This window comes from Escherichia sp. HH091_1A (assembly GCF_030295175.1).
Classification (GTDB): Bacteria; Pseudomonadota; Gammaproteobacteria; order Enterobacterales; family Enterobacteriaceae; genus Escherichia; species Escherichia coli_F.
Genome location: NZ_AP025747.1, coordinates 308697 through 323428, shown reverse-complemented (window position 1 = coordinate 323428; position 14732 = coordinate 308697). Strand labels below are relative to the sequence as shown.

At 53.0% G+C, this 14732-nt stretch carries 17 protein-coding genes; 5 read left to right on the top strand and 12 right to left on the bottom strand.

What is annotated here, in order from left to right; all coding sequences use genetic code 11:
• Positions 1–16: 16 nt before the first annotated feature.
• The 11 genes from flgL to QUF14_RS01455 form a co-directional block, all read right to left on the bottom strand.
• Complete coding sequence (gene flgL / locus QUF14_RS01505; RefSeq protein ID WP_001266812.1) at positions 17–946, bottom strand: flagellar hook-associated protein FlgL; 930 nt, start codon at positions 944–946, stop codon at positions 17–19.
• 14 nt (positions 947–960) lie between these two features.
• Positions 961–2337, bottom strand: a complete 1377-nt coding sequence (gene flgK, locus QUF14_RS01500) for a flagellar hook-associated protein FlgK (RefSeq protein WP_000367221.1) — start codon at positions 2335–2337, stop codon at positions 961–963.
• Between the two features lie 209 nt (positions 2338–2546).
• On the bottom strand, positions 2547–2846 hold the full coding sequence (locus tag QUF14_RS01495; protein ID WP_000867177.1) for a rod-binding protein: 300 nt from the start codon (positions 2844–2846) through the stop codon (positions 2547–2549).
• The gene (locus QUF14_RS01490; protein ID WP_001181892.1) at positions 2846–3946 is read right to left on the bottom strand and encodes a flagellar basal body P-ring protein FlgI; all 1101 of its coding nucleotides are present in this window, start codon (positions 3944–3946) and stop codon (positions 2846–2848) included. The genes QUF14_RS01495 and QUF14_RS01490 overlap by 1 nt, the downstream gene beginning before the upstream one ends.
• Before the next feature lie 14 nt (positions 3947–3960).
• Positions 3961–4626: a flagellar basal body L-ring protein FlgH gene (flgH, locus tag QUF14_RS01485; protein WP_000800865.1), complete on the bottom strand. Its 666-nt coding sequence runs from the start codon at positions 4624–4626 to the stop codon at positions 3961–3963.
• 82 nt (positions 4627–4708) lie between these two features.
• Positions 4709–5494, bottom strand: coding sequence for a flagellar basal-body rod protein FlgG (gene flgG, locus QUF14_RS01480; protein WP_000990540.1), 786 nt, complete (start codon positions 5492–5494; stop codon positions 4709–4711).
• Between the two features lie 26 nt (positions 5495–5520).
• Positions 5521–6258 (bottom strand): flagellar basal body rod protein FlgF, encoded by a 738-nt coding sequence (locus tag QUF14_RS01475; RefSeq protein ID WP_000375460.1) that lies wholly within the window; start codon positions 6256–6258, stop codon positions 5521–5523.
• Positions 6258–7460 carry a flagellar hook protein FlgE gene (gene flgE / locus QUF14_RS01470; RefSeq protein WP_000119515.1) on the bottom strand — a complete coding sequence of 401 codons (1203 nt, stop codon included), beginning with the start codon at positions 7458–7460 and terminating at the stop codon, positions 6258–6260. Before flgE ends, QUF14_RS01475 begins: the two co-directional genes overlap by 1 nt.
• Before the next feature lie 23 nt (positions 7461–7483).
• On the bottom strand, positions 7484–8188 hold the full coding sequence (locus QUF14_RS01465; RefSeq protein ID WP_286333261.1) for a flagellar hook capping FlgD N-terminal domain-containing protein: 705 nt from the start codon (positions 8186–8188) through the stop codon (positions 7484–7486).
• On the bottom strand, positions 8188–8619 hold the full coding sequence (flgC, locus tag QUF14_RS01460) for a flagellar basal body rod protein FlgC (protein WP_000010945.1): 432 nt from the start codon (positions 8617–8619) through the stop codon (positions 8188–8190). The genes QUF14_RS01465 and flgC overlap by 1 nt, the downstream gene beginning before the upstream one ends.
• A 2-nt stretch (positions 8620–8621) precedes the next feature.
• Complete coding sequence (locus tag QUF14_RS01455; RefSeq protein ID WP_000512950.1) at positions 8622–8957, bottom strand: flagellar basal body protein; 336 nt, start codon at positions 8955–8957, stop codon at positions 8622–8624.
• Between the two features lie 81 nt (positions 8958–9038).
• Between QUF14_RS01455 and flgA the strand changes: the two genes are divergently transcribed.
• Together flgA and QUF14_RS01445 are read left to right on the top strand one after the other, a co-directional pair.
• Complete coding sequence (gene flgA, locus QUF14_RS01450) at positions 9039–9776, top strand: flagellar basal body P-ring formation chaperone FlgA (RefSeq protein ID WP_024212116.1); 738 nt, start codon at positions 9039–9041, stop codon at positions 9774–9776.
• A gap of 188 nt (positions 9777–9964) precedes the next feature.
• The gene (locus QUF14_RS01445; protein WP_001288436.1) at positions 9965–11389 is read left to right on the top strand and encodes a DNA cytosine methyltransferase; all 1425 of its coding nucleotides are present in this window, start codon (positions 9965–9967) and stop codon (positions 11387–11389) included.
• Between the two features lie 86 nt (positions 11390–11475).
• Here QUF14_RS01445 and QUF14_RS01440 read toward each other — a convergent pair whose 3' ends face one another.
• Positions 11476–12681 (bottom strand): type II restriction endonuclease, encoded by a 1206-nt coding sequence (locus tag QUF14_RS01440; RefSeq protein WP_000016020.1) that lies wholly within the window; start codon positions 12679–12681, stop codon positions 11476–11478.
• Between the two features lie 170 nt (positions 12682–12851).
• On the opposite strand from QUF14_RS01440, the gene flgM reads away from it, so the two are divergent.
• The 3 genes from flgM (at position 12852) to QUF14_RS01425 (ending at position 14627) form a co-directional block, all read left to right on the top strand.
• On the top strand, positions 12852–13130 hold the full coding sequence (gene flgM / locus QUF14_RS01435) for a flagellar biosynthesis anti-sigma factor FlgM (protein WP_000705397.1): 279 nt from the start codon (positions 12852–12854) through the stop codon (positions 13128–13130).
• A 12-nt stretch (positions 13131–13142) separates the two neighbouring features.
• The gene (flgN, locus tag QUF14_RS01430; RefSeq protein WP_000027807.1) at positions 13143–13571 is read left to right on the top strand and encodes a flagellar protein FlgN; all 429 of its coding nucleotides are present in this window, start codon (positions 13143–13145) and stop codon (positions 13569–13571) included.
• Positions 13572–13697: 126 nt separating this feature from the next.
• The gene (locus QUF14_RS01425) at positions 13698–14627 is read left to right on the top strand and encodes a hypothetical protein (protein ID WP_000008074.1); all 930 of its coding nucleotides are present in this window, start codon (positions 13698–13700) and stop codon (positions 14625–14627) included.
• The last annotated feature ends 105 nt before the right edge of the window (positions 14628–14732 follow it).

The following is a 14732-nucleotide window of genomic DNA, read 5'->3' as shown; positions in this document are numbered from 1 at the left end:
ACTGTTCCTGAAAGAGTTAGAGAACGCTGAATAAATTCAACTCACTCACTTTCGAGTAAGTCTTGAGGGTAGCTTCCATTGCCACTTCCAGTCCGGTAAAGGTGATCGACGCAGGGCCGTAATCGAGATCCTGCAATGAACCAATCAACTCATCATTAGAGGTAGAGATATCGGTCTGCGCATCGCTCAGCATCGACATGGTGTTTTGTGTCTCGCCGAGCGACGCAATCGAGGCGTTGAGGTCGTCCGAGGCGGTGTCCACCACATTAACGGCGTTTTGAATATCGCTTTGTACCTGCGGATCTGCCGGGTCAACGTTAGGGTCTTGCAACTCCTGAGAGAGCGAATTGAGCGTGTTGAGCACATCTAAATTACTTCCGAAGAAATCGCTCACCGCCACGTTGGTATCCACTTCAACGCCGTTCGACACCGTCGTCTGGCGATGGTCGCTGTTACCCTGATAGCTGTAGCTATCGGTCACGCCATCACCGTCATCGTCCAACGCCACAATCGGCGGCTGATCGTTGATGGTGCCGCCAAAGACGTAATGCCCGTCTTCATCCTGATAGTTGAGCGCCGCCACCATCGATTCGGTGAGCGACTCAATATCCTGCCCAAGGCTTGCCAGCGAATCGGCGGTATTGGTGCCGTTCGCTGCTTCCAGCAGGTCGTCGCGCACCGCCAGCAGGCTGTTGTTGACGCCATCGAGAATCGACTCCTGCTGGCTTAACCCCGCCGACGCAGAGTCAATATTGCTTTGATACTGCTCAATCGCCGACTGCTGGCGGTTCAACTGAGTGATGCGTGTGGCGGCGATAGGATCATCCGATGGCTGCAAAATTTCCTTGCCGGTTGCCATCTGCTCGACCACGTGCGCCAGTTCGCCAGAAAGATTATTAAAACTTTGCGTCATCGAGACGTAGGTTTGTTGAGTGGTTACTCGCATTTTCGCGCTCCCGCTTAGCTGCACATTTCCAGCACCGAATCGAAAATCTCGGCCCCGGCGGAAATGACTTTCAGATTGGCTTCATAAATTTGTTGATAGGTGATCAGGTTCACCGCCTCTTCGTCCATGCTGACGCCGCTGACGCTGCTCTGCTGGTTTTGCGCCTCAGAATAGACATTGGACGCAGCGGTCACTTCGGTCTGGTTTTGCTGAGTGTAAATGCCGATATTGCTGATGATTGACGAGCACGCTTGCCCGACCGTCACGCTGCCGAGGTTGCCTATCTCCAACGGCTCAGTGGAGATGTTGATCAGCGCCTGCAGGTTGTCGCTGTTGCCGCTTTCATCCGGCGAACTGGAGAACGCCAGTTCATCGGCGGTGATATCCGGGTTAACGGTCAGCGGGCCATCGGCATTACTGGCATCGTAAATAAACAGCGGCTCGCCGGGGTTACCGTTGAGATCGTAGCCCTGCGCCAGCTGGTTGTTGACCGCATCGGCAAACTGCGACGCCATGCTGTTGATGGTGTCGGTCAGCGGCGTCAGCACGTCGTTTTGATAATCAAAAAGTGCGCCTAATGAACCGCCGGTGTCGGTGGTCATGGTCGAGGTCGTTCCGGCAAAGGTCAGTGTCATCGTTGGCGTGCCATCGGCGTTGGTTTCCAGCGCAATGGTCGAGCTTTGCTGCCCGCTCACCAGCGGCTGACCGTTTTGCAGGGTGACGTTGTAGTTGCCCTGGTCGTCGATATTGACCTGCACATCCATCATCCCGCTGAGTTCTTCCACCATCTGGTCGCGGGCATCGTACAGCGCAGAGGCGTTATCGCCGTTGGCTTCGGCCTGGGCGATTTGCTGGTTATAGCTGGCGATGCCGCTGGTGAGGGTGTTAATTTGCGACACCATCGCCTGCTGCTGGCTGATGATTTCCGTGCTTTGCGAGTCGATGTAATCGAGCGTGTTATCGATACGCAACGACAGCGCCCCGGCTTCGCTGATCACCTGCTCGCGCAGGGCAGAATCATCGGGGCTGGTGGTCGCTTCGTTGAGGGCCGCGAAAAAGTTATCGAACCCGCCGCTCAGGCTGCTGTTATCGTCGCTCAATACCGCTTCCAGTTGCGTGAGATACCCTTGCTGGGTGTTGTAATAGCCGTAATCGCTGGCGGCATACCACACCTGATTCACCTGATACTGGTTGGAGACGCGACGAATGCTGTCGACCTGCACACCGTTTCCGGCGCTGTTCGGCGAACCGCCGCTGGCACCGATGGTGCTGATCTCCGCCACCTGGCGGGTGTAGCCCGTGGTCATGGCGTTAGCGGTGTTTTGCGCCGTGACGTTCAGCTCCACCTGCGCCGTTGATGCGCCGCTGTAGCCGATGTTAATCATGTCCATGTTGGATCCTTACCGGTAAATCGTGCCGGATAAAAGCGGCGTGAAGTTGGGGATTCTTAAGTGGGAGGGGGTGCGCGCATTGCCCCCTCACCCTAACCCTCTCCCTGAGGGAGAGGGGACCGATCGAGCACGGTATTGAACAGGGTGCCGGTTTTCTCCCTCTCCCTGTGGGAGAGGGCCGGGGTGAGGGCATCAGCGCGCACCTCCCCTCACCTATGCTTCGGCGACAACTGCTTCACAATCATCGCCGCAATCCCTATCCCGTGCTGCTGCGCCAGGGCGTTACACAACTCATCGTCATAAAATCCCTGCATCATGCGCACCGAATCGCTGTTAAATGGGTTATCTTTCGAATCAAACAACTCGTTGGTTTTTCGCATCTCTTTGAGCATGTTGCGTAAAAAAATCGCCTCAAACTGTTCGGCGGCCTGCTTAATATCATTGGCCTGAACCTTCGGCCCCATTAACGCATCGCTGCCGTCAATCCCGCCGCTGGCGTTGACTTTCATCAGATCACCTCCAGGTCGGCATCCAGCGCGCCCGCTTCATGCAGCGCCTGCAAAATCGACATAATGTCGTCCGGCGTTGCGCCTAAACTGTTCAGCGCATTGACCAACGTTTTCAGGCTGCTCGATTCCGGCAAACTCACCACGCCCGGACGGGCATGATTCACCGCGATATTGCTCTGCGGCGTCACCGCCGTGCGCCCGCCAGCAAAGGCATTCGGCTGGCTGACGTTGCTGGTTTCGTTAATTGAGACGGTCAGGCTGCCGTGCGACACCGCCGCCGCGTGCAGCGCGATGCCATCGCCCATCACCACCGTACCGGTACGCGAGTTAAACACCACGCGGGCGCGGATTTTCTCCGCCTGTACCTGCACATCATCCAGTTGCGACATAAACGCCACCCGCGCGCCGGAGCTGGTGGGCGCACGCACGGTGACGTTGGTGGAACTCTGCGCCGTGGCAATGCCGCCAAACGAGGCGTTGATCGCCGCCGCAATGTTGTTGGCGTCTTTAAACGACGGACGTTTCAGGTTAAGCGTGATGGTGTCGCCCATCTGAAAATCGCTGGGAATTTCGCGCTCCACCGTCGCGCCATTGGGGATTAATCCGGCGGTCGGCGTATTAACCGTTACGCTCGAGCCGCTGGCCCCGGTGGCGTTCATCCCGCCCACCACCACGCTGCCCTGCGCCAGGGCATACACTTCGCCATCTGCGCCGTGCAACTGGGTCAGCAGCAAGGTGCCGCCGCGAATACTTTTGGCATCGCCAATCGACGAGACGGTGACATCAATGGTCTGCCCGCGCGAGTACATCGGCGGCAACGTGGCACTCACCGCCACCGCGGCGACGTTTTTCACCTTCGGGTCGATTTTATTTGGCAACTGCACGCCAAACTGGCGCAGCATATTGGTGATGGTCTGGTTGGTGAATTTGACCTGGTTTTTATCGCCCGTACCGTCGAGGCCGACCACCAGGCTGTAGCCGACCAGTTGGTTTTCACGCACGCCCTGTACGTTGACCAGCGACTCCAGCGATTGCGCCAGCGCCACACCGGGTAGCGCCAGGGTTACGGCTACCATCACCGTTTTTATCCAGTTTTGCATTGCACTCTCCGGCATTAAATCGGGAACAGAGGATGGTTAAACAGCCGGGTCAGCCAGCCTGCGGCGTTGGCGTCACTTAACGCGCCACGTCCGGCATAGGAGATGCGGGCGTCGGCGATCCGCTGGGAGGAGACCGAGTTGTCATTCTGGATATCGTCGGCGCGCACCAGGCCGCTTAAGCGGATGTACTCATCGCCCTGATTGAGGGTGAGCCATTTCTCGCCGCGAATTTCCAGGATGCCGTTAGGCTGCACCGCATGAACGGAAACGGTGATCTCCCCGCGCAGGCTGTTCTGCTGCTGGGACGTGGCGCTGCCGTCAAAGTCGCGGTTGGCGTCGATGGAGCCGGAAAGGTTATTTTTGGTGTGACCAAATACCGTTGGCGCGGTGATATCGACGCTGTTGCTTTTGCCAAAGTTGGTTTTCGCCTGTTTGCTCGACTGGGTCGATTCTTCGAGGATCACCGTCAGGATATCGCCCACGCGGTAAGCCCGCCGATCGGCGGTTAGCGACCAGTTGTAGCCCGTTTCAAACACGCCCCCGGCACGCCCGTCTGCCGGAGGCGGCGCTTCGGTTTTCGGTGGCGCAAAGTATGCGTCGTCTTTTTTGACCAGAATGGCCTGCGATTCACACCCGCTAAGCAGGGGAAGCAGCGCCACCAGCCAGAGATAATTTTTCACGTTCTGCCTGTTTTAAATACAGTGAGTTATGCGCTTTTGTAGGTCGGATAAGACGCGTCAGCGTCGCATCCGACATTTCGCCTTACAGCGTCTGACTGATGTACTGCAACATATCGTCCGCCGCCGAAACCATTTTGGCGTTCATCTCGTACGCGCGTTGCACCGTAATCATCGCCACCATTTCGTTGACGATATCCACGTTCGAGCCTTCGAGCGCATTGTCCTGCAAGGTGCCAAGCCCATCTTCGCCCGGTACGCCTTCGGTCGGCTGACCGCTGGCGGCGGTTTCCAGATAGAGGTTGTCGCCCTCGGCGGAAAGCCCCGCCGGGTTGGCGAAGTTCACCAGCGTCAGTTGCCCTAACTCGGTCACGTCGCTGTCGCCGGGTAAGATAGCCGTCACCGTACCGTCCTCACCAAACGCAACATTCGTCGCCCCCGCCGGAACGTCGATTTCCGGCTGCAATGGCAAGCCCTGCGAGTTGGTTAGCACGCCGTCGGCATTCACCTGCAAATTGCCGTCGCGGGTATAGGCGATATCGCCGTTGGCCTTTTGCACCTGCAAAAACCCCTGCCCCATAATGGCGACATTCATCGCGTTGTCGGTGGTTTCGACGTTGCCTTCGGTAAAGGTTTTCTGAGTGCCGACAATGCGCACGCCGCTACCGAATTGCAGCCCGGTCGGCATGATGTTGTTCTGGTCGAGCATCGCGCCCGGCGCTTCCTGGGTCTGGTAGAACAGATCCTGAAACATCACCCGGTCGCGCTTGAAGCCGGTGGTGTTAACGTTGGCGATGTTGTTGGCAATCGCGCTCATTTCAGCATCCTGCGCCGAGAGGCCGGTTTTGCTGATCCATAATGCTGCGTTCATGGTGCTTTATTCCCTGATGTCTGTTATCACGAGCCGCGCAATAAGCGGTTGCCCGCGTCGCTGATATCTTCGGCAGTTTTCATCATCTTGATCTGCGCTTCAAACTGGCGATTCATGGCGATGGACGACATCATTTCGCTCACCGCCGAGACGTTGCTGCCTTCGAGAAAACCGCCGCTGACTTTGATGTTTTCATCGCGCTGGGCCGGAATGCCGTCGCTAGTCACCAGCATCCCTTCAGGATTTTTCGCCAGGTTAGCGACAGGGATATCCACCAGCTTCAGGCGGTCGATATCCATCGTGGCGGTCACGTCGCCGTCATCGGGCGTCACCGAGAGCGTGCCGTCGCTGCCAAAAGAGGCGATGGCGTTCGGCGGCAGAATGATCGGGCCGTTATCCCCCAGCACCAGATTGCCGTCGATGGTCAGTTGCCCCTGATCGTTCTGCTGAATATTGCCGTTGCGGGTATAGACTTCGTTGCCGTTTTTATCCTGCACCGCAATGTAACCCGCCCCCTGAATCGCCACGTCCAGCGGGCGTTCGGTTTTCTCCGCCACACCCGTGCTGTCGTTCACGCCGCTGGCCCCTTCCTGCGCCATATAGCGCGTGTCGAAGCCGCCGCCTTTCACCTTGTCGTTGGTCGCCATCGCCATATCGGCGCGAAAACCGTTGGTGTTGACGTTCGCCAGGTTGTTGGCACTAATTTGCTGCTCGTACAACGTCTGAGAAGCCCCGCTCAGGGCGGTATAAATCAAGCGATCCATTACATTGCCTGGAACAGCGCGTCATCGAGCTGCGTGCTGGTGGCGATAACTTTGGTGTTGGCCTGATAGTTACGCTGGGCGGTCATCAGGTTAACCAGTTCGCTGGTGATATCGACGTTAGAGCTCTCAAGCGCTCCCGACGTGAGCGTGCCGCAGGTTCCGGAACCGGGAACACCAATCAGTGGCGTGCCGGATTCTCCGGTTTGTACCCACGCGGTGCCGCTTACGGCTTGCAGGCCGTCATCGTTAGGGAACGTCGCCAGCACCACCTGTCCCTGCAACATGCGTTCGCCGTTGCTGTAGGTGGCGTAAACTTTACCGTCGTCATCAACCTGCACACCGTTTTGCGTGGCGGAAGCGTAACCGTTGGCGGAGTTGGTGGTGACCGAAAATTCAGAGCCGTATTGCGTACAGGTGGAGTAATCGACGGTTAAGTCGATGGGCGCGGCGGCGTCGGTTTGAAATTCAATGGTCTGCGGCGTGGTTGGCGAGGTCAGTTTCCCGGTGTTCGGGTCGAAGGTTAATGTGGTCGCAGGAACGCCGGTCTGCTGCTGACCGTCGAAGGTGTACTGCACTTCCCAGGTGTTGTCGCTGGTTTTGGTGAAATACTGGCATACCGAGTGTTCGTTGCCTAATGAGTCATATACTGTGGTGGTGTAGCTGTCGGTATACGAGCTGCTGTTGGTCGCGTCGAACGGTACGGTTGTACGGTCTATAGCCGCATCGCTGGCATCGAAGTTGGCGGTAAAGGTCAGGCTGCTGCTGGCCTGCGCCGGGATATTGCCGGTTTTGATCTGGATATCGGTGACCGTACCGGTTTGCAGGGTGCCGCTGTCATCGACCGGATAGCCCTGTAAATAAGCGCCCGAGGCGTTAACGATATAGCCGTCTTTGTCCGTTTCAAACGATCCGGCGCGGGTATAAGAGATGTTGCCTGCGCTGTCGCACATCACAAAAAAGCCGTCGTCGTTAATCGCCAGATCCAGCGCATTACCGGTGGAGACCAGCGAACCGCCGCGCGAAATACTTTGCGCGGTGCCCGCCACGCTGACGCCCATTGCCTGGCTTCCGGCATACATGGCGGAAAACTGGGTGGTCATCGATTTATAGCCCACCGTTCCGGCGTTGGCGATGTTGTTACTGATCCCGTCCAGCTGTTCGTTAACGGCATTCAGCCCCGTTGCGGCAATTTCATAACTCATTGTGTCTTCCTGTTAATTGATTCTTACGCCACATCACTGTCGGCATCGGGTACGCCAAACTGGCTAATCATGGTGAACGGCACTTCACCTACACCGGCAACGTTAAGTACCGGGGAGCTGCCGTCGAGCGGGATGCGCACATCTTCCACTTCGCCGGAGACTTCAATCGGTACCTCTTCTTCCCCGGTGTTGGTCACCACCGAAACGTCGTAATCACCCGGCGGGATGCCGTAATCCGCCGGATTAATCGAGAAATCAACCTGGCCTGGTCCAACCGACGAACTCCCTTCCGGGATCAGCGAGACGGTGTAGTCATCGCCCGCGGCATCGGTAAAGTGGAGTTCGGCGGTGGTACAGGCGTCGTCCAGTGTGGCGCGACCGTTAATGGTCTGGTCACTCACCTGCAAGGCGGTGGTCTGCACCATAATGTCGTCGCCCACCAGGTTGCCGAGCGCCATCACCTGAATGTTGCTCATCAGCACCGCGTTGGTATTGGCCTGCACGCTCATCTCTTCCATCATCGCCACCTGCGCCATCGACGAAAGCTGGTCGATATATTCGGTGGCATCGGTCGGGTCCTGGTTTTGGATCTCGGCGACAAACAGCGTCAGAAAGGTATCAACGGGCGAGCTATCGCTGCTGCTTGTCGTGTCGCTGGCCGCCACAGTGTTGCTTTCCGCCGTGGCGGTCGGCTGCGGTGATTGCGCATTCAGCGCCAGGGTATTCATCAGGCTTCTCCCAGTTTCAGCAGGCTTTGCTGCATACTTTTCACGTTGTTGAGCACATCGACGTTAGTTTCAAAATCGCGCGAAGCCGACATCATGTCCGCCATCTGTTCCACCACGTTGACATCGGGATACCAGACATCACCGTTGGCATCCGCCAGCGGCGAATGCGGTTCATAGCGTTTCACCGCCCCGCCGGTTTGCAGCACGTCCTGCACCTGCACGCTGGCACCGTCAATGGCATGGCGATGCGTTCCCGCCAGCAAGCTGTGGTGATAGACCGCCGCAAACACCGGGCTGCGCGCTTTATACGCCTGCGCCTCGCTGCCAGCGGGCGCATTGGCATTTGCCAGGTTACTGGCAACGGTATTCAGACGTAGCGTTTGCGCCGTCATCGCCGAGCCGGAAATCTGATAGATATCAGTAAATGACATGCTTATTTCCCTTCAATGGCCTCTCTGATGCCGCTGATTTGCAGATTCAGAAAGGTCAGACTGCTTTGATAATCCATACTATTTTGTGAAAACCGCGCCTGTTCGCTGTTCAGTTCCACGGTGTTACCATCTTCCGATGGCTGCATCGGTACGCGATACTGGACATCCACCGCCGCGTTATTTGCCCGTTGCATCTCCCTGGCAAAATCAATATCTTTAGCCTTGAAATTTGGCGTATCGACATTCGCCAGATTCGCAGTCAGTAGCTCGGTCCTCTCAAGACGTAACTTCACTGCCTGCGGATGTACTCCCAATGCTTGTTGAAAACTGATCCCCATTTCTTGCGCCACTCCCGCTTCAATCCGCATACGCTAAGCAATCGCTGTGCCAATTTTTAAGTGACTGATGAGAAAGGGTTTATGAGGTTTCAATTTTGCAGGCGGAAGTTGTATTTCCTCCTGGCGCTGGCCTTACCGGGCTACGCCGCCGTCCATCCCGTGCAACATAGCGCGCGGGAACAAATCAACGCCCAGGTGCTGAATGCCGCGAGCCAGCAGATTGAATCGCTGGCGCAACAGCGGCAGTGGCATGACTATCGCTACACCTTTAAGGTCTACATTCCCTCGCAGATTGCGACCGCCGCGCCCTGCGCTACGGCCCCCGGCGTCACGCTGACGTCGCCTGCGGAAATCGCTCTCAACCGGATGAACTTCACCGTCAGTTGCCCGCAAAGCTGGCAGATGAACGTTGCGGTGCGCCCGGATGTTCTGGTGCCGGTGGTGATGGCGAAGTCACTGGTTGCCCGCGATACGCCGCTCACGGCAAATGATGTGGAGCTGAAGCCCTACAACGTCAGCGCCCAGCGGCGGGATGTGCTGATGGATCTCAATGAAGCGATTGGTTTAAGCAGCAAACATGCCCTGCAACCAGGCAGGCCGCTTACCAAAGAAGAACTGGTTTCGCCAGTGCTGATCGAGCGCGATCAGCCGGTGATGATTGTTTACCAGAGCGCGGGGATCACCGCCTCGATGCCCGGCGTGGCGCTGAAAAATGGTCGCAAAGGGGAAATGGTGAAAGTACGTAACGCCAGCAGCCAGCGGGTCATTAGCGCGAGGGTGGCGGAAAGCGGCGTGGTGACAACGGTAAGCGCGGAGTAATTTGCTTCGATACCGCGTAGCATATGTATGACTATCTCCCAATATTATGACTTTCTGACAAATTTCATCGTGTCTTTTGGATAATTATTGAGCACTCAATCACTACTGTTTAAATATCCAGATGGTAACTATTTCATCTGGGTCAAATGAGTGATACTGTATCACCAATAAGACCTATGGGGGATGCTATGTCTGAATTTGAATTACTCGTGAAAGATCTTCTTTTAAAATCAGAAGAAGACGAGAAAAAGCGACAAGAAAAAGATCGAGAATTAATTTCAAAGGTCCTTGAAATCTATGATCAAAAATATGTTGCAGAACTCTTACGAAAACTAGGAAAAAATGAATGGAGCAGAGAAACACTTAACCGTTGGATAAATGGTAAGTGCAATCCTAAGCAATTAACTTCTGCGGAGGAAACTTTACTCCGCAAGATGCTTCCAGCACCTCCTGAACATCATCCTAACTACACATTTCGTTTTATTGATTTATTCGCAGGGATTGGTGGTATTCGTAAAGGTTTCGAAAACATTGGTGGACAGTGTGTTTTTACCAGCGAATGGAATAAAGAAGCGGTAAGAACCTACAAAGCTAATTGGTTTAATGATGAACTAAATCATAAATTTAATCTTGATATACGAGAAGTCACTTTAAGTGATAGAGATGATGTTTCCGAAGTAGAAGCCTATAATCATATAGACAAAAATATTCCAGATCATGATGTCCTTCTGGCCGGTTTTCCATGTCAGCCCTTTAGTCTGGCTGGGGTAAGCAAGAAAAACTCTCTGGGGCGTGCACATGGTTTTGAATGTGAGGCACAAGGAACACTATTTTTTGATGTCGCTCGGATTATTAAATCAAAAAAACCAGCTATTTTTGTGCTTGAGAATGTGAAAAACCTTAAAAGTCATGATAAAGGTAAGACTTTTAAAGTCATCATGGAAACACTCGATGAATTAGGATATGAAGTCGCCGATGCTGGTGTTACTGGCTCAGATGATCCCAAAATTATAGATGGAAAACATTTTTTACCCCAACATCGTGAGCGTATAGTGTTGGTAGGATTTCGTAGAGATCTGAATATTCACAAGGATTTCACGTTACGAAACATTAACCGCTTTTACCCTCAAAACAGGCCAACATTTGGTGAATTATTAGATCATGATGTTGACGATAAATATATTTTGACTCCAAGGTTATGGGAATATCTTTACAATTATGCAAAAAAACATGCAGCAAAAGGCAATGGGTTTGGTTTTGGTTTAGTGGATCCTAAAAATCCAGATAGTATCGCAAGGACTCTGTCTGCTCGTTATCATAAAGATGGCTCTGAAATATTGATTGATCGTGGCTGGGATAAGGCTGTCGGTGAAATTGACTTTAGTAATCCAGCGAATCAAGAGCATCGTCCAAGAAGACTGACACCTCACGAATGTGCCAGGCTAATGGGTTTTGAAAAACCAAGGGGAAGACCTTTTAGAATACCTGTATCGGATACACAAGCCTATAGACAATTTGGGAACTCAGTTGTTGTTCCAGTATTTGAAGCTGTAGCAAGATTACTAGAACCATATATACAAAAGGCAGTCAATATGCATATTATTAACGATTAATAATAATTAATTTTCACTATTGTGAGGCCTTTTTATTAAAGGCCTCTAAATATATAATCATGAGTTTTTACAAGTATGTTTTTATATTATACAAAATCTTCATAAAGCGTTATTAACTGTGTAATAAAACCATCTAATGTTAATATTTCCTCCCTGATTTCCTCCGGGTATTTTTTATGAAGAGGGGAAGGTACAACCAAGGTGACACCTTCAGCTCTCATTTCGTTAAATTGAGCAACAGAGACACCCTCTTGCAAGGTAAACAAATATATCTTGTTGATTTTATTTGCTTCATTAAGCGCCTGTCGCCACCGATCCTTACATGTTGTTTTTACAGCAAGCATACGGAGTTTTTCTCTTGGAAAGTGATCATCATGGTAAGCTGCCGCTGATGGGAAAAGAAAATCGGGTTTCTTTTTTCCTTCAGTAATACATTGAGTAGCAAAATGATGCAGTCCATGCTCAATAAAAATTTGCTCAAGATGTAGCTCCAGTGATTTCCCGGCTCGAGATTTTCTTCTATTACTAACAGAGTTAGCCATAGCTATAAAATCATCTACAGAACCAAATCCTTGACGGATGATGTCCAGTACGTGAATTTCTTCAACCATTAGAAAGAGATCATATTCAATACGGCGGCGTTCTAAAAGTTGGTCATCTGGACTGGTTACGCCTGTTGGGTAATAACCTGCCGCATATTGGATAATATCTAAGCCAGAAGGAAAACTATGTTTCCAGCTTTCCGGAATAACATATTCCTTTTGAGAGATTTTTGGCCTTGATGCGAGTACACCAAGTATTTCACTGGCAGGCCCAAACATTAAAGTTCCTGGAATGATCTCCCCAACAGCTGATTCCAGTACATCCTCTTCTTCTGGGCTTACACAAACCCATACATCAACACTTTTGCTGTCTCTCCCAGGCTCATGTTCAAACGCAAGCACAGACAAAGCACCTGTATTTTCCGGATCTTGTAGGGGACTGCCAGCCCCCCACCGAGTGATACGTTTTTCATTTCTTGTTTGCCCGAAATACTTATTATTGTAGTAAATAGCGCGAACCTCACTGTCTACACATTCATGAGAGGAATAAGTTGCGCGCAATAAAACCGAAGGATTTTTTTCTGACGTATGATCTATAGATGGGAAAAGTTCACCGACGATACCGGAAGGGATATATACCCCCACTTGATGCCCTCCTGTTGCACCAGTGTCGTTTGCTGAAAGACGTTTGATATAGAGATAATTGTTACCACCGACCTTATCAAGCAGCCAATCTTGTAATCCTGACATAAGACATCCTTATTTTTGCATAGTATCCGATTCAGATTTTTCCACATATCCATCAGAACGACCAGAACCAACATATCTGAACAAAAAGTAAATATGCGATAACGATTAAAGTTTTGCCGCCTGTTAACCGCTTTACCGGAGTAACCACCCAATACCGAGACGAGGTTGCGATGAAAATCACCCCGACGATGCCAGGCAATCGCCCGACAGCCACAACGGCAGGCTCCAGCCAGCCGCGTAAAAGTACGGCGACCACCACCACGACGCTGAGTGCCGACGACATTACCCAGGCGGGATTGCAGTCTGCCCAGCAAACGCTGAACGACCAGCAAGAGAGCGATATCGACAGCGATAAAGTGGCGCAAATGCAGGCGATGCTGGCGTCCGGCAGCCTGCAAGTGGACACCGAACAGTTAGCCAGCGACATGCTGAGTTTTTTCCAGAACTAAGAGGCCGATGAAGTGAGTATCCGGTTACAACAGGTGAAGGCGTTGTTGCAGGGAATTCGTGACGACGACGCGCTGTATGATTCCCTGAGAGAACTTCTCCAGCGTCAGCGGATCTGCATGATTCGCCGCGCCAGCGAAGAGTTGCTGGCGGTAAACGACGAGATAACGCAGCACTATGAGCAGTTGCATGGGCATAGCCATCAGCGACACAGCCTGCTGCAACTGCTGGGTGTCAGCGTAAATCGTGACGGTCTGGCGCAGGTTTTCGCCTGGCTTCCGGCGGTACAAAAAGCGGCAGCACAACAGTTGTGGCAACGCCTGGAGCAAAAAGCGGAACGCTGCAAAGCCTATAACGATAAAAACGGCGAGCTGTTGATTCGCCAGTATGAATTTATTCAGTCGTTTTTAGGTAACGAAACAGATTTTCTGTACCAGGAATAACGCGAATACCTTCCCCATAGCGGAAATGGATTTTCCGCCTGATTTCCAATCCTTTGTTTTTAATTACAAAAAATCCCGGCACGCTTATTGCACATCCTGCACAGCATTAAAGACTGGAAGCCACCTATGAGTTTTATTGAATGTTACGAACCGGAATATGTGCGCAATTTTATGGCGCAATATCCCGATTCGCCTTTATACGTCCGCAAGGTGTGGAAGAATGAGATTCGCCAGAGCCTGGCATTGACCGATATTGCCAGTTGCAAAGCAGTGCTCAACAATGCCAGGGCCTTTGAATTACAGCTTACCTATCGCCCTGTGGAAGAAAATGCCGCAGCGCTCTCCGCGCGCGATGCGATAGTAAACCAGATAATTTTGAGCACCCTCACGCTCCCTGATTTAACCCCAGAGCTTTCACTGTATGCCGTCGGGATTTTGCTCTCCCGCGCCAGTAAAATGCCGGGCAGAGACGGCGACACTCTCGCCCGGCTGACAGCACTGCCGCAGGCGCTGGCCGATCACGCACAAAAAGGCACGTTACAGGCACAGTTCGCCCAGCTACCGCCCGTGCCACAGCTGGCGCGCCAACTGGTGACACTGCTCGGCAGTTGTGCCTTTGACTGGTCGATTCTGCCGGAAAGCCCGCGCAAAGCCTCACTGCCGTTGCAGGTAACCTTGCTAACGCTGCACGACGCCAACAGCGAAGCCCTGTTACAACAGCAGCTACAGACACAGTGGCAAACTACCTGGCAACAGCATTTTGCCACCGCGCCGTGGATGATGCGTAACTGGATAATTTACCGGGTTTATCACGACGCGATCGGGCAGGATGACGGGACGGATTATTGCCCGCTGGTGTGCGATTTTTACCTCATCCGCACGTTAATCAGTTTATGGACGCTGGATGATTCACCGCTGCGGCAGGAGGTTATTTTCGCCCTCTTCGCGGTGTTTGAACGCTGGCGAGTGAGTGAAAATGCCGTGCTGATTCGCCAGCAAATTCAGTCATTATGTGCCGCCGACCCGCTGCTTTCAGCGTTTTCGCTGCTTACATGAGTCGCTCTGTGCGCGCTGATGCCCCTCACCCCGGCCCTCTCCCACAGGGAGAGGGAGAAAACCTGCGCCCAATTCAGCACCACGCTCGATCGGTCCCCTCGCCCC

Coding starts and splice junctions, on each gene's coding strand:
- QUF14_RS01490 (WP_001181892.1), bottom strand. CDS start 3,946: ATGCAAAACTGGATAAAAACGGTGATGGTAGCCGTAACCCTGGCGCTA.
- flgL (WP_001266812.1), bottom strand. CDS start 946: ATGCGAGTAACCACTCAACAAACCTACGTCTCGATGACGCAAAGTTTT.
- QUF14_RS01465 (WP_286333261.1), bottom strand. CDS start 8,188: ATGAATACCCTGGCGCTGAATGCGCAATCACCGCAGCCGACCGCCACG.
- flgM (WP_000705397.1), top strand. CDS start 12,852: ATGAAAATCACCCCGACGATGCCAGGCAATCGCCCGACAGCCACAACG.
- QUF14_RS01445 (WP_001288436.1), top strand. CDS start 9,965: ATGTCTGAATTTGAATTACTCGTGAAAGATCTTCTTTTAAAATCAGAA.
- QUF14_RS01425 (WP_000008074.1), top strand. CDS start 13,698: ATGAGTTTTATTGAATGTTACGAACCGGAATATGTGCGCAATTTTATG.
- flgA (WP_024212116.1), top strand. CDS start 9,039: ATGAGGTTTCAATTTTGCAGGCGGAAGTTGTATTTCCTCCTGGCGCTG.
- QUF14_RS01475 (WP_000375460.1), bottom strand. CDS start 6,258: ATGGATCGCTTGATTTATACCGCCCTGAGCGGGGCTTCTCAGACGTTG.
- QUF14_RS01495 (WP_000867177.1), bottom strand. CDS start 2,846: ATGAAAGTCAACGCCAGCGGCGGGATTGACGGCAGCGATGCGTTAATG.
- flgE (WP_000119515.1), bottom strand. CDS start 7,460: ATGAGTTATGAAATTGCCGCAACGGGGCTGAATGCCGTTAACGAACAG.
- QUF14_RS01455 (WP_000512950.1), bottom strand. CDS start 8,957: ATGGGGATCAGTTTTCAACAAGCATTGGGAGTACATCCGCAGGCAGTG.
- flgC (WP_000010945.1), bottom strand. CDS start 8,619: ATGTCATTTACTGATATCTATCAGATTTCCGGCTCGGCGATGACGGCG.
- QUF14_RS01440 (WP_000016020.1), bottom strand. CDS start 12,681: ATGTCAGGATTACAAGATTGGCTGCTTGATAAGGTCGGTGGTAACAAT.
- flgG (WP_000990540.1), bottom strand. CDS start 5,494: ATGAACGCAGCATTATGGATCAGCAAAACCGGCCTCTCGGCGCAGGAT.
- flgK (WP_000367221.1), bottom strand. CDS start 2,337: ATGGACATGATTAACATCGGCTACAGCGGCGCATCAACGGCGCAGGTG.